Origin of the sequence: Haloarcula laminariae (assembly GCF_025457605.1) — an archaeon.
Taxonomy (GTDB): domain Archaea; phylum Halobacteriota; class Halobacteria; order Halobacteriales; family Haloarculaceae; genus Haloarcula; species Haloarcula laminariae.
In genome coordinates this window covers 338,271-357,213 of record NZ_JAMZFY010000001.1, presented here as the reverse complement: position 1 = coordinate 357,213, position 18,943 = coordinate 338,271, and the positions used below count along the sequence as shown (strand labels likewise).

Below are 18,943 nucleotides of genomic sequence, written 5' to 3'. Positions count from 1 at the left end.
CTGATACCTCGATTCCAGGCATTACGTGTACGATGCAGCCGGAATGGCAAAAGTGTACGCGGACTCGTAATCGAGTTAATTTCTCCCAGTACCCGTCCCGTTCGGCCGCTTCATGATGATTTATGTATTGATATATACTTCAGTAACCCAATGTCAGTAGCTTGGCTGACCGCAGTAGGTGCCAGTGACATCGATACCGTCGGCGGGAAGGCGGCATCCCTGGGCGAGCTGACCGAACACGGCCTGCCGATTCCGGACGGGTTCACCGTCACGGCGGGCGCCTATCGGCGCTTTATCACGGAGACGGAGATCGCCGAGGAGCTGTTCGAGGCGATAGACATCGACGTGGAGGATTCCCGCGCGCTGGCCGAGGCCGAACAGCAGGCCCGGAAGCTTATTCTCGACGCCCCGTGGCCCGACGAGATCCGGTCCGACGTGCTCTCGGCCTTCGACGACCTGGGCGAGGACTCGGTCGTCGCCGTTCGCTCCTCGGCCACCGCCGAGGACCTCCCGGACGCGAGCTTCGCCGGCCAGCAGGACACGTATCTCAACATCACCCGCGAGGAGCTGCTCGACCGAATCAAGCGCTGCTGGGCGTCGCTTTTCACCCAGCGGGCGCTCTACTACCGCGAGGAGCAGGGGTTCGACCACGCCGAGGTGGACATCGCGGTCGTCGTCCAGCGGATGGTCGACGCCGACAAATCGGGCGTCCTCTTTACCAGCCACCCCTCGACCGGCGAGCGACAGCTCACCGTCGAGGCCGCCTGGGGGCTCGGCGAGGCCGTCGTCTCCGGCTCCGTCTCGCCCGACCACTACACCTACGACCGGGAGACCGACGCCGTCGAGTCGGTGACGGTCTCGACGAAGAAGGTGATGCACGTCAGGGACCCCGAGACCGGCGAGACCGTCGAGACGGAGGTCCCCGAGGCAAAGCGGGACGAGCGCGTCCTCTCCGACGACGAGCTACACGACCTGAGCGAAATCGGCGAGCTCGTCGAGGAACACTACGGTGAGCCACAGGACGTCGAGTGGGCCATCAGCAACGGCAGCATCTACCTCCTGCAGTCCCGGCCGATTACGACTATCGACGCGGAGGCGGGCGACGAGGGGACCAAGACGGCGGGCACTCCCGACGGGCAAGACGACTCCGTCCTCGTGGACGGACTCGGCGCGAGTCCGGGGACCGCAACCGGGACGGTGCGGGTCGTCGGCACCCTCGACCAGCTCGACAAGGTGAACCAGGGCGACATCATCGTCACGGAGATGACGACGCCGGACATGGTGCCCGCGATGAAACGCGCCGGGGCGCTCGTCACCGACGAGGGCGGGATGACCAGTCACGCCGCAATCGTCTCCCGCGAGCTCGGCGTGCCCGCGGTCGTCGGCGCCGAGACGGGGACGTCGACGCTCACAGACGACCAGCTCGTCAGCGTCGACGGCGACCGGGGCATCGTGGCCGACGGCCAGCAGGCCCCCGCGAGCGACGGCGACGCCGAGAGCCAGCAGTCCGCGGCGGGACCGAGCGGCCCGGCCGCGAAGCCGATGACCGCGACGGACGTCAAGGTGAACGTCTCGATTCCCGAGGCGGCAGAGCGGGCCGCCAGCACGGGCGCGGACGGCGTCGGGCTGCTCCGGATGGAACACATGGTGCTGTCCACGAACGAGACGCCGGCCCACTACGTGGCCAACCACGGCGAGGACGCCTTCGTCAGCTCGCTGGTCGACGGGATGCGGACCGTCGCCGAAGCGTTCTACCCCCGCCCGGTCCGCATCCGGACCCTCGACGCCCCGACCGACGAGTTCCGCAAGCTGGAGGGCGGCGAGGACGAGCCGGCCGAACACAACCCGATGCTGGGCTACCGCGGTATCCGGCGCTCGCTCGACGAGCCCGAGACCTTCCGGCTGCAGCTGCGGGCGTTCCAGAAGCTCTACGAGATGGGCTACGACAACGTCGAGCTGATGTTCCCGCTGGTCAACGACGGCGAGGACGTCCGTCGGGCCCGCGAGCAGATGGAGGCCGTCGGCATCGACCCCGACAAGCGCGACTGGGGCGCGATGGTCGAGACACCCGCCAGCGCGCTGTGTGCCGAGGACATCTGTGAGGCCGGCGTCGACTTCGTCTCCTTCGGGACGAACGACCTCACGCAGTACACGCTCGCCGTCGACCGCAACAACGGCACCGTCGCCGACCGCTACGACGAGCTCCACCCCGCCGTCGTCCGCCTGATGCGCGAGACGATAGCCACCTGCCGGGACCACGACGTCGCGACGAGCATCTGCGGGCAGGCCGCCTCGAACCCGAAGATGATACAGGAACTCGTCGACGCCGGCATCAGCTCGATAAGCGTCAACGTCGACGCCGCACACGACGCCCAGCGCGAGGCGAAGCGCGTCGAGCAACACCTCATCCTCGAATCCGTCCGGGAGTGAGCCGCGCCGGCGTCTCCCGGTGAGCCGGGGCTGGCGGCGAGCGCGGCGGATGGGGCTGTCGACTATAATTCAGAATTCCAATACCTCATCTATTTCCCGAATATCCTATATATTCATTACCTGCCTTCGGTGGGATGTGAGCGGGTTGCCCGGCGTGTACTCCGGTAACCGTTTTCGACGATATATGCCGCTCTATTCCGCATTTTCTAGCGGTTACGCCTCTCTAATTCGAAGGATGTATGAGGCGAGGCGGGCCGACGCCATAGGCGAGTGAGATAGTCGGCCCGACTCTGAAAAGGCTCACTTTGACGGTTTCGACCCTTTACTCACGCCAGTGTGTCCATATTCGCGGCAACCGACAGCGGACAGCGCATTTGTGCCCGATAGCCCGATATATCAGATGTGATTTTATGCAGTTATATTGAATATTTCTCGGAGCTCCGCACGCGGAGACAGACTGCCGATGCCGAGTGGGGGACCGAGCCGACAGCCCGCAAAAAGAACTGATAAGCGTCTGGTGCGGTGAACATCGCAATCCGAGCGATGGGACACGAAAATGAGTGACAGCACACAGCAGGAGTCGGGCGACGGGGCGGAACCGGCCGTCGAGTTCTCGCTGTCCGGCGTCCGGAATGGGTTCACCGAGGGGACCCCAATCGCGCTCGGGGTCGCCGGCTACGGCGTCGTCTTCGGTGTGCTCGCCCGGCAGGCCGGGCTGAGTGTCGCCGAGGCGGCGCTGATGAGCGCGACGGTTCTGGCCGGGGCGGCGCAGGTCATCACCATCGAGCTGTGGGACACGCCGGTTCCCGTCCTCGCGGTCATCGGGACGACGTTCATCGTCAACCTCCGCTACGCCCTGATGGGGGCGGCGCTGCGCCCCTGGTTCAGCCAGCTCTCGCCGGCGAAGGCCTACGGGAGCGTCTTCTTCACCGCGGACGAGAACTGGGCGCTGACGATGGGGAAGTTGCGGTCCGGGAGCCGCCAGGGCGCGTATCTCCTCGGGAGCGGGCTCGCCATGTGGGTGTTCTGGGTCCTCTCGACGGTCGTCGGCGCGGTCGCCGGGAGCGTCGTCAGCGATCCGGCGACCTACGGGCTCGACTTCGTGCTCACGGCCGTGTTCGTCGCTATCTCCGTCGGCCTCTGGGACGGGAAGTCGGATCTGGGCCCGTGGGTGACCGCCTTCGCGGTCGCCGCACTCGGCGCGGAGTTGCTCCCCGGCCGCTGGCATATCCTGCTCGGCGGCCTCGCCGGCTGTCTCGTGGAGGTGGTTCGCTTTGACAGCTAGCCTCCAGCTCAGCCCGACCGTCGTGGCGGTCATCGTCGGCATGAGCGTCGCGACGTACGTCACGAAGGCGGGCGGCCTGTGGGTCCTCAACCGCGTCACGGTCTCGGACCGGGTCGAAGCCGGCCTCGACGTGTTGCCCGGCGCCATCATCGTCTCGATTCTCGGCCCCGAGTTACTGGACGCGGGCCCCGTGGAGTGGGGCGCGTCTGCCGTCGTCCTGGTCGTGATGGTGCGGACCGAGAACGTCCTGCTCGCGCTACTCAGCGGCCTGGCGGTCGTGCTCTCCCTGCGAGCGGTCGTGTAGCGGCGTCGGACAGCGCTGAGCGTACGACAGTCGCTCAGGCGCCGTCTACCGGTTCCCTGTCCGCCAGTCGGATATCCAGGTCCGGCGACACGCCGAGCCGGCTACACAGGTCCCAGACGGCCGCCGCGTTGCTCGAAACGACGGGGACGTCGAACTCCGCCTCAAGCGGGGCCAGCGCCGGCACCGACCGGTAGTTCGTACACGAGAGAAACAGCGCGTCGGCGTCCGGCGCCTCGGAGAGGACGGCCCGGCCCTGGCGTTTCGCGTCCGACGTGCGCAGTTCGCCGATAGCCGTGTTCTCGACGATGCCGTGCCCGTCCAGCGAGACGACCTCGAAGCCGTTCTCCGTCAGGTACTCCCGTTCCAGTTCGTTCAGCTCCCCCGCGTACGGGGTCGCGACGGCGACCCGGTCCGCGTCCAGCGCGTCCAGCGCGCGGACGACCGAGAGCGCGGTCGCGACCGCGGGGGCGTCGGCAGCCTCGGACAGCCGGGACTCTAACTGTGCGTCGAAGCCGGAGCCGTGCAGCAGACTGCCGGTGGTGCAGGCGTAGACGACGCCGTCGACCGACGCGTCCGAGAGCAGCGAGGCCGCCCGGTCGGCGTCGTCGGCCATCGCGTCGAGCGCCGAGGCCGTCACGTCTTCGAGCGGCATCCGCGCCGCGTGCACGGTGGCCGACTCGGGGAGCGCGCTACGGAACTCCGGTTCGGCGGTGGTGTTCGAGGAGGGGACGACGGCGCCGACGCGGGTCATCGACTGTCCACCTTCCCGTCGCGGCGGTCGCGTTCCCGCGCGTTCGGGTCACGGTCGGCCGGGTCGCCGTGCCCGCCGCCGCCCGGCGTCAGAATCGAGACGGTCGTGCCCGCCTCGACGTCGAGCGACGCCTTCGCGGGGACCGCCTCACCGTCGACGAGGTTCTCCCCGGTCGCGCCGTCGTCACCGCCGTCGACGCCGGCGGGGGCGGTCCGCCGGCGCTCGGTCAGCAGCGAGACGGTGGCATCGGTCTCGACGGTCACGGTCCGTTCGAGGCCGAGGCCGCCCCGGTACCGACCGTCACCGCCGCTTCCCGGCCGGAGCGCGTACCGCTCGACGCGGAGCGGGTACTCGGTCTCCATCGCCTCGACAGGCGTGTTGAGCGTGTTCGTCATTCCGACCTGGACGCCGTCCATCCCGTCCTTGTCCGGGCGGGCGCCAAAGCCGCCGCCTATCGTCTCGTAGTAGGTGAAGTCCCCGCTCCGGTCGCCGATGATGAGGTTGTTCATCGTCCCCTGGCCGCCGGCGGGGACCTTGTTCGGAACCGCCGTCGCCAGCGCCGCCAGCGTGACGTCCGTGACCCGCTGGCTCGTCTCGACGTTGCCGCCGACGACCGCCGCGGGCGGGTTCGGGTTGAGGACGGAGCCGTCCGGCGCAGACACCGAGACCGGCTCGTAGCAGCCGTGGTTCGGCGGTATCTCGGGGTCGGTGATGGCGCGAACGACGAAGTAGACCGCGCTCTTTGCCACCGACAGCGGCGCGTTGAGGTTGCCGTCCACCTGGTCGGCCGTCCCGGCGAAGTCGACGTCTATCGACGTTCCGTCGACGGTAACGGCGGCCTGTATCGGGATGTCCTCGTCGGTCACGCCGTCCCCTTCGAGCACGTCACGCGCTCGGTACGTGCCGTCGGGAAGCTCGGCGAGTTCGGCCTCGACGCGGTCGCGGGAGTACTCGATGACGGCGTCGAACGCGTCGAGCAGCGTCTCCCCGTGTTCGTCCAGGAGCTCGCCGATGCGTTCCTCCGCCCGGTCGTTGGCGGCGCGCTGGGCCCGCAGGTCCGCCGCCCGCTCGTCCGGCGTCCGGACGTTGGCGCGGATGAGGTCGTGGACCGCCGCGTTGGGCTCGCCGCCGTCGACGAGCCGGACCGCCGGCAGGCGAAGCCCCTCCTCGTATATCTCCCGGGCGCCCGGCGGCATACTCCCGGGCGCGCTGCCGCCGACGTCGGCGTGGTGTGCCCGCGAGACCGCGAAGCCGATTACCTCGTCCCGGGGCGCGATGGTCGAAACCAGCGTGATATCGGGGAGGTGCGTCCCGCCGGCGAAGGGGTCGTTGACGATGAAGACGTCGCCCGGCTGGGGGTCCTTTTCGAGGACTATCTCGACCGCGTCGGGCATCGCGCCGAGGTGGACCGGGATGTGTTCCGCCTGCGCGACCATCCGGCCCGACGCGTCAAACAGCGCAGTCGAGCAGTCCTGTCGCTCCTTGATGTTCGGGGAGTACGCGCCGCGGATGAGCACGTGGCCCATCTCCGTGGCGACGCTCTCCAGCTGGTTTCGGAGTATCTCCAGGGTCACGGGGTCGATATCCGTGTCCGGGGCGTCGCTATCGGGTCCGTCGTCCTGTCTGTGGTCGTCGCTCATGTGTCCCCCTTCTGTGCCAGCAGTGCGCCGTCGTCGCGTACCTGTACCTCCCACGCCGGCGGGACGACGATGGTGCTCTCGTCGCCCTCGACGATTGCCGGTCCGTCGACCGCGTCGCCGGGCGCCAGTCGCTCGCGCCCGTAGACCGGCGTCTCGTGGGTGCCGTCGGCGAACGTCGCGTCGCGGGTCCCCTTCCGCGCGTCCCCGCCGCCGGTGTATTCGAGCGACGGCTCGCTCCGGGGGACCGTCGTCGTCACGCGGCAGTTGACCAGTTCGACCGGCTCGTCCGCCCGGTAGCCGTACGCGGACTCGTGTGCGTCGCCGAACCGCGCCCTCGCGTCCTCGGCGTCGAAGGGGCGGTCGACGTCCACGGTCAGTTCGAAGCTCTGCCCGGCGTATCTGAGGTCGGCCGAACACGTCACGGTCGCGCGCTCCCGGTCGCTGACCTCGGCGAGCAGTTCCGCGCTCAGTTCCTCGTAGACGGCGTCGACCGCGTCGGGGTCGACGTCGGCGACCGGTCGCTGGAACGTCCGGACCGCGTCGCGCTTCTCGTCGGCCGCGAGCAGCCCGTACGCCGAGAGGACGCCCGAGGCACGCGGGATTATCACCCGGTCGATGTCGAGGCCGTCAGCGATGGAGATGGCGTGCATCGGCCCGGCGCCGCCGAAGGCGACGAGACCGAACTTCCGGGGGTCGTACCCCCGCTCGACGGTCACCGACCGAATCGCGCGGGTCATGTTCGCGTTCGCGACCCGGTAGACCCCGCGGGCGGCCGCCAGCGGTCCGTCCATCCCGGCCTCGTCGGCCAGGTCGGCCAGCGCGTCGTGGGCGGCCGCCTCGTCCAGCGACATCTCGCCGCCGAGACTCGTGCTCCCCCCGATGTATCCCAGGACGAGGTTCGCGTCCGTGACCGTCGGCTCCGTCCCGCCCTTGCCGTAGCAGGCGGGACCCGGTTCGGCGCCGGCCGAACGCGGCCCGATTCGGAGCGCACCGCCGGCGTCGACCCAGGCGATGGAGCCCCCGCCGGCGCCGACGGTCTCGATGTCGACCATCGGCGTCTTTATCGGGCGGTCGTTGATGACGCCCGTCGTCGTCCGCTCGGCCTCCCCGTCCCGGACGAGGCTCACGTCGCTGGAGGTCCCGCCCATGTCGAACGTGACGAGCCCCGAGAGGTCGCTGCCGTCGTCGGCCGCCATCGCGCTCGCGCCCACGACCCCGGCGGCGGGGCCCGAGAGGACGGTCGAGACGGCGTTTTGCCGGACCGTCTCGGCGTCGGTAATCCCGCCGTTGGCCTGCATGATGCGGGGCTGTGGGACGCCGCGGTCCCGGGCGCGCTCGGTCAGGTGGCTCACGTACCGGTCTATCGCCGGCCGGACGTACGCGTCGACGGCGGTCGTCGACGTCCGCTCGTACTCGCGGAACTCGGCGAGGACCTCGTGTGAGGCCGACACGGGGACATCGAGCTCCGACCGAAGTATCTCCGCGACGCGGGCCTCGTTCTCCGGGTGTGCGTACGCGTGCAGCAGCGAGACGGCGACGGCCTCGACGTCCGCCTCGCGAATCCGTTCGGCGACCGCCTCGACCTCGGCGTCGTCGACGGGGCGTTCGACCCCGTCGGTCGTCGTCCGTTCGTCGACCTCGAACCGGCGGCGTCTGGGGACGAGCGGCGTCGGCTTCTCCGCGTCGAGGTCGTACAGCGACGGCCGGTCCTGCCGGCCGATCTCCAGGACGTCCCCGAAGCCCTCCGTCGCGACGAGCGCCGTCTTCGCGCCGTCTTCCTCCAGGAGCGCGTTGACTGACACCGTCATCGCGTGGGAGAACTCGGTCAGCGTCTCGGGGTCGATGCCGGCCGACTCGCAGGCCTTCTCGATGCCGGCCATCACGCCCTCGCTCTGGTCGTCAGTGCTCGGGACCTTCGCGGTCACGAGCTCGCCGTCCAGCGAGAGACACACGTCGGTGAACGTCCCGCCGACGTCGACGCCGATTCTCCTGCCGTCCATCATAGCACCCCGGCGACGCTCAGGAGCGTTCGGATGCCGAGCCAGACGACGATGAGCGTCACGATCGCCCCGAGAGTGTTCGCGACCGGCCCGTTCGTGTACTCGCCGAGGAGGTCGTCCTGGTTCATCGCGTAGATCAGGAAGATGGCGACGATTGGGAGCAGTATCCCGTTGACGACCTGGGCGAACACGATGATCTCGACGGGGCTCCCGCCGAGGAGGACGGAGAGCACACCGACGCCCAGGATCGTCCCCCAGACGGCCCGGAACCGCGTGCTCTGCATGTCCGAGTCCCAGCCCAGCGCGCCCGTGGTAGCCCACGCGCCAGCGAGCGGCGCCGTCGTCGCGCTGGTGAACCCGGCGGCGAACAGCCCGATGCTGAAGAACAGCTCAGCGTAGGGGCCCGCGAGCGGCCGGAGCTGTTCGGCCATCTGCCCGACGTCACTGATCTGCGTGCCGGGCTCGAAGGCGGCGGCCGCGGTGATCATGATCGTGAGAGTGATCACCCCGCCGACGATGATGGAGAGGACAGTGTCGGTCCGGGAGTGGCCGAGGTCCGACGGCCCGTCCCACCGCTCCTGGACGTTACTGGCGTGCAGGAACAGGTTGTAGCCGACGATCGTCGTCCCGATGAGCCCCGTGATGAGATACAGCGACCCGGACGGAACGCCCGGGACGAAGCCCATCGCTATCGCGCCGAAGTCCGGCCCGATGAGGGCCGCCGACGCGACGAAGGAAAGCGCCATCACGGCCACGAGACCGACGAGCGCCCCCTCGATAAGCTTGTACCGACCGGTGTAGAGCAACACGCCCGCGACGAGCCCGATGATGACGCCCCAGACGGTCGAGCTGATGCCGGTGATGGTCGCGAGACCGGCGGCCCCGCCGAGGATGTTGCCGGCCTCGTAGGCCGCGGTGCCGACGCCGATGGCACCCACGACCAGGAAGATACTCACGTACTCGACGATCTGGTTGTCGAAGCGTTCGCGCAGCGCCTCGCCCAGGCCCTCGCCCGAGACGAGGCCGAGTCGCGCGCTCATCTCCTGCAGGACGATAGTCGCGACAATCGAGAACACGATCGTCCAGAGAAGCGCGTAGCCGAACTCCGCACCGGTGACACTCGCCGTCGTAACCGTGCCGGGGCCGATGAACGCCGCCGCGACCATGGCGCCCGGACCGATAGTTTTGAGTCGTTGTATGAGAGACATTGTCTAGTTGGTATTCAGTAACAGGGAGAGAGGATTCCTACAAGAAGGTTGTTGAGAGGTGTGTGCATCAAGAACATCAGACGTATGAGGGCCCCATGTACTTTCGACACAGATGCGCGTCAGAGAGTAGAAAGGTCAGCTCGATTCGGTAAACAGTACCTTCGAGACGCTCTCTTCGACCGTGACGTCGAACGGCAGGTCGGTGACGCTCCCACGGATGAACCGGACCATGAACCACCGCAGTGATTCGGACGGGAAGACGACGTGGTACCGCCCCGCCTCGGCCCTCCGGACGGTCAGGAACCCGCACAGCGAGAGCCAGTCGAGGACCTCCTCCAGCGAGTCGAACCGCTCTGCGTACTCCTGGGCGTGGTACTCGGCGACCTGGTCTATCATCCCGAGGAACGCCTCGTCCCGGTCGTCGGGGTCGTCCACCAGGCTCAGGAACACGTGCAGCAGGTCCACGTCCAGGAGCACGTGTTCGCCGGTCGAGAGCATCTCGTAGTAGGTGTGCAGCCGGTCACTGTCGCTCGTCTGCGCGGAGTCGAAGTTCGCCGCGTAGAACGTAATCGCCTCCCGAATCATCTCGCTTCGGCTGTCGTCGGTCTGTTCGGCCAGGTCCTCGAGCGCGCTCTTTGCGTCGTCATCGAGGGAGACAGTGACACGGTCGCCGGGCATACTACCCCTCACGGCCGGGCGGACTTATAGTATGTGCGAGGCGGTCCCGACTTCGAAATCCTTAGGTTCGCCGCTCGCTCGGTGGGTAGTACAGCGCCGCAGGCCGCAGCGTACCTATGACAGACAACACACCAACTACCAACGAGCGTACCCTCCTCGACGTAATCGGACACATCCCGGCCGAGTGGAATCTCGATATCACGTATCCGACCCTGCCCGACGTGACCCACCAGTTCCCCTCGATGCCGGAGCTAGTGCTCACCGCCGTCGGCGAGACGGGGACACACGAGGTCGCGGTCAGAGCGGTTATCACGGACGACCAGGTCTTCCACGGCTACGTCGTCACGACCACCCTGCCCGAGTCCGGCATCCTGACGGCGGCGTGCCGGGAGCGCCGCCTCACCTCGCTCTCCCACGAGGAGTTGCTCTCCAAGGGCATCAGCGTCACCCGCCACCCCGGCGTCCGTCCGGGGGACGACGCGGCCGCCACGGAGTCGCTCTCGCTCCCCGCAGCGGCCAGCCTCGCCGGCTACTACGTTGTCAACACCGCGACGGACGCGGTCACCGGCGACGGCCCCGCCCAGAAGACGGTCTCGGCGGCCGACGACTAGTGCCGGTCGGAGGCCTGTGCGGTAACCGCCGTTTCGCGACAGGAGCCGCCGTAGATATCCGGCCAGTGACGGCTGACAGTCCCGTCCAGTTTTCGAGGGCGAGGGAGTTGAAATCGAGCGCGCCCAGCCCCGGGTAATCAGTCTACGACAGGAGGGCGTCCAGGGATGGCGCCGTATGCGGACACCCCTATCAGCAGCGCTGGCGGACGGGTTAGTTGAACGCGTCGAGGAGCGCGTCGGCGGTCGCGTCGACGTCGTAGTTCTCGAGGAAGCCGCTGAACGCGTCGCTGATGTTCGTCTTGACACCGGGAGTGACGCCCAGCCCGTGTTCGATGGACGGGGGCTGGTTGTCGGCGTTGGTGAAGTCCTCGTACTGGTCCTGCTGGAACTGGTTGAGACTGGAGACGTCGGCGTCGCTTCGCGGCGGAATCGACCCCTTCTTCTCGTTGAACAGTATCTGTGCCTCCGCGGTTCCGCAGTAGCTGAGGAAGGTCTTGGTCGCCTCCGGCGATGGGTTGTTCGCCATGTACGGGAACGAGTCCATGTTCAGGTGGTAGCTCCCCTCCGTCCCGGGGTAGGTGACCTGCCCCCACTGCTCGCCGTAGTTGAACTCGTCGTTGTTGCTGTAGGCGCCGCCGACCCAGTCACCCTGGGTTATGAACGCAGCGTTGCCTTCCATCACCATCGTGTTGGCCTCCGTGAAGCTGATGGCGGAGGCGTCCCCGGGGTAGTACTCCGTGAGTTCGACGATGGTTTCGAGGGCGGCCGTGACGTCAGAGCGGTTGCCGTTACCGTTGATGAACGCCTCGTACCCCTCGAAGCCGCCCTCGGCCAGCAGGTTGGTCTCCCAGAGCTGGGTCGTCGACCACACGCCGCTGGTCTGGTGTGCGAATGGGACGGCGTCTGTTTCCTGGTCGATGGTGGCACAGGCGTCGACCAGGTCGCTGGGCCCGGAGAACGACTCGGGGTCGACGCCGGCCTCGTCTACGATTGCTTGATTGTAGAACAGGTTGTTGATGCGGTGGATGTTAATCGGCACCGTGACGTAGGTGCCGTCGAGCTGGGCCTGTTCCTTGGGTCCGGACAGATAGTTGTTCTTCAGGTCGTCGTTCCAGACGTCGCCCTCGATGTCCTCGTAGGCGTCGCCGAACTTCTCCAGGGTCCGGCCCGGCCAGGTCTGGAACGTGCTCGGGGGGTCGTTGGACTGGAGGCGGTTCTGGATAACCTGGTCGAGGTTCGAACGAGCGGCGCCGTTGACCGGCTCCTCGGCGAACTCGATGTCGGGGTGGGCCTCCTGGAACCCCTCGATGAGTGCCCCGATGGCCGCGTTGCCGTCACCGTCGGACCACGCGTGGAGCAGTTCGATGCTGTTGGCCTCCGAATCACCGCCCCCGCAGCCGGCCAGTCCGGCGACCGCGGCGACGCCAGCACCCTGGAGGACGCGACGGCGGGAGACGCCCGAGTCGTCGTCACCCGTCATCGCGTCAGCGCTCCTCGCGGGAGTCGATTGGCTCGCTCTTCGCCGGAACGGCTACGCTTGCAACTAATTACCATATATACTCACGATAGGAGACATGTGCATTAAAAATTGTGACATTAGGGTCGCTGAACTCACATAAACAGAATTACAACAGTCAGCGCTGACCCGTTCGACCTGCGTCTCACCGATGGCCTCGATATAGTACAATCCACTCACGCCGGCACGGGAGAAAATTCAATGGGGTGCGTTCGGGGAGTTCGTCGTATCACGGAATGAGAGACAGCTCAATGTGAAAGCGGTCACCGAATCGTGGAAGAATTGAGCGATACTGGCGGAGTAGAGACGGTACGGACACCTCACTCTTCGTTAAGTTCGGTCTGCCACTGCTGGACTTTCGACAGCAACTCGACAGGGGGCGTCTCGTTAACGTCGATGTCCCGTAGCTCTTCGAGGACGGCTTCGGTCTCCGCATCGATTGTCTCGGTAACGGTCTCGTCCGTAGTCGCCGCGTCGGAGCTCCCGTCGACTTGTCGGGCGCCTTCATCGAACTGCCCCGAGGAGAGGTCGAAGACGGCCTGGGTCGTGCCCCCGTCGTCGCTCTCGCCGCCCCTGACCTCGATGGCCTTGTCCTTCCGCAGCCGGTCGAGCACCTCCCGGGAGCGGTCGACGACCGGCTCGGGGACGCCCGCCAGGTCGGCGACGTGGACGCCGTAGGAGCGGTTCGTCGGCCCGTCCCTGACGGTGCGCATGAACGTCACGTCGCCGTCGGTCTCGTCGGCCGCGACGTGGACGTTCTGGACGGTCGGGAGCGACTCGCCCAGGGAGGTGAGCTCGTGGTAGTGTGTCGCAAAGAGCGTCTTCGCCCGGACGGTGGTCGCGATGTACTCCGTGGCCGCCCAGGCGATGGAGATACCGTCGAACGTCGCGGTGCCCCGGCCGACCTCGTCCAGAATTATCAGGGAGTCCTCGGTCGCCGAATGCAGGATGTTCGAGAGCTCCTGCATCTCGACCATGAACGTCGACCGGCCCTGGGCGAGTTCGTCCAGCGCGCCCACGCGGGTGTAGATGCCGTCGACCAGCCCGACCGTCGCCGCTCGCGCGGGGACGAAACTTCCGGTCTGGGCGAGCAGCGTGACGAGCGCGGCCTGGCGCATGTAGGTGGACTTCCCGCTCATGTTCGGCCCGGTGACGACGAGGAAGTCCCGCTCGCCGGGCCGCATGTCGAGGTCGTTCGGGACGAACTCGGTGGTCTGCTCGACGACGGGGTGGCGGCCGGCCTCGATGTCGAGGCGCCCGTCGTCGGTCAGCTCGGGCCGCGTCCAGTCGTTCTCGACGGCGTGGACCGCGAGCGACGCCAGCGTGTCGACCTCGGCCAGCGCCCGGCCCACGTCCTGCAACAGCGCCGCGCGGTCGGCGACCCGCCCGCGTAACTGCTCGAACAGCTCCGCCTCCATCTCGTGGCGCCGTTCCTCCAGGCGAAGCACGTCCCGCTCGCGCTCGTCGAGCTCGGGGATGGTGTAGCGCTTGGAGTTCTTGAGCGTCTTTATCTCCTCGTAGGCGTCGGGGACCTGGTCCGTCTCGCTCTTGCCGACCTGGATGTAGTAGCCGTCCGTCTTGTTGCGGTCGACCGAGAGGTGGGTGATGCCGGTCCGTTCCTTCTCGCGGTCGGGCAGGGTCTCAAGCCACTCCAGGGCCGCCTCGTGTTCCTCGATGAGCGCGTCGAGGTCGTCGTCGTACCCCCGGACGAAGAGCCCGCCCTGCGTGACGGTTCCGGGCGGCTCCGCGACCAGGGCGGCGTCGAGCTCGGCGGCGAGGTCGGCGGCGGCCGCGCGGTCGGGGCCCGCGAGCACGTCCGAGAGGGGCGAGTCGGCCAGGCGCTCGGTCTCGGCGACGGCGTCGGCCACCTCGGCGAGCAGGCCGAGCGTGTCCTCTATCGCCCGGAGGTCCCGGGCGTCGGCGCTGCCCGAGGTCGCCCGGGCCGCGAGCCGTTCGAGGTCGTAGCCGTCGGCGAGCGTCTCCCGGATGGCCTCGCGGGCCATCGCTTCCCGGGTCAGCGCCGCGACGGCGGCTTGCCGGCGGACGAGCTCGCCCCGCTCGCGCCGGGGGCGCTGGAGCCACCGTTTCAGCAACCGCCCCCCGGCGGCGGTGACGGTGTGGTCCACCGTGTCGAACAGCGACCCCGCCGAGTCGCCCTGCATCGTCTCCGTGAGTTCGAGGTTGCGCTGCGTGGTCGCGTCCAGCGAGACGTGGTCGCGGGCGCCGTAGGCCCGCAGGCGAGTCACCGCGGCCAGCGTCCCGACGCCGGTCTCCTCGACGTACGAGAGGACGGCGCCCGCGGCCGCGATGGCCGCGTCCGAGCCGTCGATGCCCACACTGGCGAGCGTCTCGGCGCCGAACTGCTCGCGCACCCGGTGGCGCGCCCGGCCCGGCTCGAACGACTCCGTGGCGTGCAGGGAGACGGCGGCCTCGGAGCGCTCGTCTAAGGCCGCCAGGAAGCCGTCGTCGTTTCGCAGGTCGGGGCCCGGCAACACCTCCGCCGGCGAGAACGTGTACAGCTCGGTCAGGGCCGCGCCCGCGTCGGCGTCGTCGAGCTGGGTGACCTGAAAGCGGCCCGTCGTCACGTCGGCGACCGCGAGCCCGTAGGTGTCCCCGTCGGCGCCCCGGCCGCCGTCGTGGCGGACCACCGCCGCGAGGTGCTGGGCGCTGTCGTCGCCGGTCGCCAGGTGGGTGCCCGGCGTCACCACGCGCGTTATCTCCCGGGCGTGGCCGTCGGCCGTCTCGTGCTGGTCGGCCACCGCGACGCGGTAGCCCCGCTCGACCAGCGCGGAGACGTAGGGAGTCAGGTCGTCCACGGGGACGCCGGCCATCGGGTACTTCGAGCCGTGGGAGGACTTCTGGCTCACCTTCAGGTCCAGCTCGTCGGCCACCAGCTCGGCGTCGTCGGCGAAGAACTCGTAGAAATCACCACACTGCATCGCGAGAATATCGGCGTCGGTCTCCTCCTTGAGCGAGAGGAACTCACCGACGATGCCCGTCGCCTCTGTCATACCCGTCCGTGTGAGTCTGCCCGGCGTAAGGATTGCGGGTGCCGGACGGGCGCAGACCGGACGGCTGTCGCCAGCGGATCTCGGCAATCAGGTATATTACGCGCGACCGGTAAGCCGTGCGTAATGCGCAGGACCGAGCGCGGGTGGGTCGCCGGAGCGTGGACACTGCTTCTCGTCGTATCGATGGCCGGGAGCGCCGTCGCCGGCGGGGCGGCCGTCTCGACCGCGTCGGCCGCCGAGCCGGCCGGGCAGACAGCCCTGTCCGAATCGGCCGCGCCGACGACGGGTGGCTCGCTTGCGGCGGCCAACGCGACGGGGGTCGACGGCGACATCGTCCGGACCGGCAGCTACGCGCTGACGCCCGACCGGCCGGGGTCGGTGCGGGTGACGATTACCTACGAGCTCCCCGACCGGGTCGGGTCGCTGCGGACGTTCCTCGTCGACGACGGGACCGTCACCGACACCGACGGGTTCGACCGGGTCAACGACACGACCTACGACTGGGACGAGTCGACGGCGCGACCGAGTATCACGCTCCGATACAATCCCAACGAGACGACCAGCAAGACCGGGCCCGAGGCGGCCGGCGGCCAGTACCTCTTTGCCGACACCGGCGAGTGGGCGCTTATCCGGCAGTTCCGGACGTCCAGCCGGTACAGTTACTCCGGGTCCCAGCCGGGCGTGGACCGCCGGGCGCGAACGGACGGGCCCGGGGCGACGGGCGACCGCATCGTGTTCCTCGGCGACGTTCGGACCGTCGAGCGGACACAGAACGGACAGACGTTCCGGCTGGTCGTCCCAGAGGCGGCGGAGCTGAGCGAGTCCCCCGAGTCCATCCTGGACTCCCTGACCAACGCCTCGCGGTCCCTGCAGGTCGGCAACCGCGACGAGACGGTCGTCGGGTTCGCGGCGCCGACCGACCGGGTCGAGTGGGGGGTGCGGGGGCTGGCCACGGGCGACGCCGAGTTCTGGGTTCGGGACTTCGAGCGGCTGGGCGAGCCGGCCAACGTCTGGCTCCACGAGTACGTCCACACGCGGCAGGCGTTCCGGACGACGAGCGAGACGCGGTGGCTCACCGAGGCGACCGCCCAGTACTACGCCGCCGGGCTGACGCTCGAACAGGGGCGTATCGACTTCGAGGCGTTCGAGCGCGAACTCGCCCGCGGCGAGCGCTCGACCTACGACGACGTGGTGCTCTCGTCGCCGTCGACGTGGGCGGCCAACGCCAACTACGTCAAGGGCGCGCTGGCGGCGGGACGGCTCGACCTGGCGCTGCGGGAGGGGACGAACCAGTCCGCGACGCTCCAGCGGGTGATGCGCGAACTGAACGAGGGTCAGCAACCGGTGACACAGACGGCGTTCCTCGAGGCCGTCGAGGCCGCGGGCGGGGCCGAGCCCCGGGCGACGGCCGCCGAGCTATCCGAGACCAGCGAGCCGCTCTCGATGTGGAACCAGCGGACCCACTCGCGGCTGTTCGGAACGGTGCCGGCACAGATGCGCTACGGGCTCCCGTCGGGGGCGGACGGCTACCGGGCGAGCGGTCCCTACCGGAACGACACCCTGTCGACGCCGGTCCGGCTGGCGACCGGCGAGCGGCTGACGGTCGACGCGGTCGTCGAGAACACCGGCGGCGAGGCGGGCGCGTACAACGCCACGCTGACCGTCGACGGGCGCGCCGTCGCGTCGGCGTCGGGCCAGTTGGACGCGGGGGGCGAACGGACGGTCCCGCTCTCGCACACGTTCGACCGGCCCGGCGAGTACACGCTGGGCGTGGGCGGGGAGACAACCACGGTCGTCGTCGAGGAGCCGGCCGAGCCGACGGTCAGCGGCGTGCGCGTGGACAGCGAACGGGTGCGGGCGGGCGAGAGCGTCCGGGTCACGGCGACGGTGCGAAACGACGCGGCGGTCCCCGCGAACGGCACCGTCACGTTCACGCGGGACGGCGAGCCGGTCGCCGAGCGGGCGGTCGCCCTGGCGCCGGGGGCGACGACCGAGCTGTCGGCCGATATCGAGCTGCCGACGGCCGGGGAGCGGCGGGTCGGCGCGGGGTCGGCGACCCCGGTGACAGTGACCGTCACCACACCGACCGATGGACCGGCGGGAACGAGCGGGGGGAGCGGACCGGGCTTTACCGCTCCAGTCGCCGCGCTGGCGGCCGTGCTGGCGCTGCTGGCGCGACGGCGATAAAAAGCGAGAGCCGTCGGGACCTCACTACGCCAGACGGCCGTTGATGATTCGGTCGATGATGCGCTCGGGGGCGGGCGCACGCTCTTCCTCGTCGTCTCGCTCCGGGAAGTCGTGGGTTGGCATCTGCGTACACGCTAGCGCGTGGACACGGAAAAAGTGTTAGCTTGTAGTAATTTCTGGTGCGAGCGGGCGCCATAGTCACGGCTTTGTACCACGGAAGAATACCACCGAGTATGCCCGAACTCGGCAAGGTCGACCGCGACTTCTTCGACGAGTACATCTACCCGAGCCTGGGGGCGAACCGCGACGACGTGACGCTCGGCCCACAGCACGGCGTCGACTTCGGCGTTATCGACATCGGCGAGCGGGCCGTCGCGATGGCCAGCGACCCGGTCTTCCTGATGCCGTCGCTGGGGTTCGAGCGGGCCGCCTGGTTCGCCTTCCACATCCTGATGAGCGACGTGGCCGTCTCCGGCCTCCCGCCGACGCATCTGTCCGTCGACTTCAACCTCCCCCCGGAGATAACGAACGAGGAGTTCCGGACGGTGTGGGAGACCTTCGACGAGGAGGCCCGCGAGCTGGGCGTGTCGGTCGTCACCGGCCACACCGGGCGGTACGCCGGCTGTAACTACCCGATGGTCGGCGGCGCGACGGCGGTCTCCGTGGGCGAGTTCGACGACCTCGTTCGCCCCGACGGCGCGAGCGTCGGTGACCGCATCGTCGTCACGAAGGGGCCGGCTATCGAGGCGACGGGGCTGCTGTCTATCCAGTTCGAGTCGCTCATGGCCGAACAGCTGGACGCCGCGACCGTCGCCGACGCGACCGACCGCTTCTACGACATGAGCCCCGTCAGGGACGCCCTGACGGCGGCCGCCGCGGGACCGGTGACGGCGATGCACGACGCGACCGAGTGCGGTATCTACGGCGGGCTCTACGAGATGGCGCGGGCGGCCGGCGTCGGTATCGAACTGGAGACCGACCGGGTACCGGTCCAGCCCGGTGTCCGGGCGGCCTGTGAGTTCTTCGACATCGACCCGTGGATATCCATCAGCGAGGGGACGCTGCTCGCGGCGGTCGAGCCCGAGGGCGTCGACGACGTCCTCGCCGCGCTCGAATCGGAGGGGATTCCGGCGGCCGACGCGGGGGATGTCGTCGAGGGCTCCGGGCTGGTCGTCGACGGCGAGCCCACGGCTCACCCCGGCGTGGACCCCTTCTGGGGGACCTTCGAGGAGTATCTCGGAAAGCTGGAGTAGGGCGCGACCGCGCGTCCGGGCGGGCCGTCAGCCCCGCGCCGGCTCGGACGCGAGTGACGCCTCTGTCAG

The 18,943-nt window shown here is 68.6% G+C and carries 13 protein-coding genes; 6 read left to right on the top strand and 7 right to left on the bottom strand.

The genetic code is table 11. The features are described from left to right. Positions 1-150: 150 nt before the first annotated feature. The 3 genes from ppsA to NJQ98_RS01850 all read left to right on the top strand — a co-directional run bounded on the left by ppsA (position 151) and on the right by NJQ98_RS01850 (position 4,019). Positions 151-2,430 carry a phosphoenolpyruvate synthase gene (gene ppsA / locus NJQ98_RS01860; RefSeq protein WP_262175102.1) on the top strand — a complete coding sequence of 760 codons (2,280 nt, stop codon included), beginning with the start codon at positions 151-153 and terminating at the stop codon, positions 2,428-2,430. A gap of 556 nt (positions 2,431-2,986) precedes the next feature. Further along, on the top strand, positions 2,987-3,715 hold the full coding sequence (locus NJQ98_RS01855) for an AzlC family ABC transporter permease (protein ID WP_262175099.1): 729 nt from the start codon (positions 2,987-2,989) through the stop codon (positions 3,713-3,715). After that, a complete protein-coding gene (locus NJQ98_RS01850; RefSeq protein ID WP_262175096.1) occupies positions 3,705-4,019 on the top strand; it encodes an AzlD family protein in 315 nt (104 codons plus the stop codon). The genes NJQ98_RS01855 and NJQ98_RS01850 overlap by 11 nt, the downstream gene beginning before the upstream one ends. Before the next feature lie 34 nt (positions 4,020-4,053). On the opposite strand, the gene NJQ98_RS01845 is transcribed toward NJQ98_RS01850, so the two are convergent. The 5 genes from NJQ98_RS01845 to NJQ98_RS01825 all read right to left on the bottom strand — a co-directional run bounded on the left by NJQ98_RS01845 (position 4,054) and on the right by NJQ98_RS01825 (position 10,296). Next, a complete protein-coding gene (locus tag NJQ98_RS01845) occupies positions 4,054-4,770 on the bottom strand; it encodes a maleate cis-trans isomerase family protein (protein ID WP_262175094.1) in 717 nt (238 codons plus the stop codon). After that, positions 4,767-6,410: a hydantoinase B/oxoprolinase family protein gene (locus tag NJQ98_RS01840; protein ID WP_262175092.1), complete on the bottom strand. Its 1,644-nt coding sequence runs from the start codon at positions 6,408-6,410 to the stop codon at positions 4,767-4,769. Before NJQ98_RS01840 ends, NJQ98_RS01845 begins: the two co-directional genes overlap by 4 nt. Next, positions 6,407-8,410 (bottom strand): hydantoinase/oxoprolinase family protein, encoded by a 2,004-nt coding sequence (locus tag NJQ98_RS01835; protein WP_262175089.1) that lies wholly within the window; start codon positions 8,408-8,410, stop codon positions 6,407-6,409. The genes NJQ98_RS01840 and NJQ98_RS01835 overlap by 4 nt, the downstream gene beginning before the upstream one ends. Beyond that, entirely contained in the window at positions 8,410-9,618 is a 1,209-nt protein-coding gene (locus NJQ98_RS01830; RefSeq protein WP_262175087.1) for an Nramp family divalent metal transporter, read from the bottom strand. Before NJQ98_RS01830 ends, NJQ98_RS01835 begins: the two co-directional genes overlap by 1 nt. Positions 9,619-9,753: 135 nt before the next feature. Then, a complete protein-coding gene (locus NJQ98_RS01825) occupies positions 9,754-10,296 on the bottom strand; it encodes a ribbon-helix-helix protein, CopG family (protein ID WP_262175086.1) in 543 nt (180 codons plus the stop codon). A gap of 116 nt (positions 10,297-10,412) precedes the next feature. On the opposite strand from NJQ98_RS01825, the gene NJQ98_RS01820 reads away from it, so the two are divergent. Beyond that, complete coding sequence (locus NJQ98_RS01820) at positions 10,413-10,907, top strand: hypothetical protein (RefSeq protein WP_262175084.1); 495 nt, start codon at positions 10,413-10,415, stop codon at positions 10,905-10,907. A gap of 211 nt (positions 10,908-11,118) precedes the next feature. On the opposite strand, the gene NJQ98_RS01815 is transcribed toward NJQ98_RS01820, so the two are convergent. Continuing rightward, positions 11,119-12,387, bottom strand: coding sequence for an ABC transporter substrate-binding protein (locus tag NJQ98_RS01815; RefSeq protein WP_262175080.1), 1,269 nt, complete (start codon positions 12,385-12,387; stop codon positions 11,119-11,121). A gap of 356 nt (positions 12,388-12,743) precedes the next feature. Then, positions 12,744-15,434, bottom strand: coding sequence for a DNA mismatch repair protein MutS (gene mutS, locus NJQ98_RS01810; protein ID WP_262175078.1), 2,691 nt, complete (start codon positions 15,432-15,434; stop codon positions 12,744-12,746). A 123-nt stretch (positions 15,435-15,557) separates the two neighbouring features. On the opposite strand from mutS, the gene NJQ98_RS01805 reads away from it, so the two are divergent. Further along, the gene (locus NJQ98_RS01805; RefSeq protein WP_262175075.1) at positions 15,558-17,621 is read left to right on the top strand and encodes a CARDB domain-containing protein; all 2,064 of its coding nucleotides are present in this window, start codon (positions 15,558-15,560) and stop codon (positions 17,619-17,621) included. Positions 17,622-17,854: 233 nt separating this feature from the next. After that, positions 17,855-18,874, top strand: coding sequence for an AIR synthase family protein (locus NJQ98_RS01800; RefSeq protein ID WP_262175072.1), 1,020 nt, complete (start codon positions 17,855-17,857; stop codon positions 18,872-18,874). Positions 18,875-18,943: the final 69 nt, after the last annotated feature.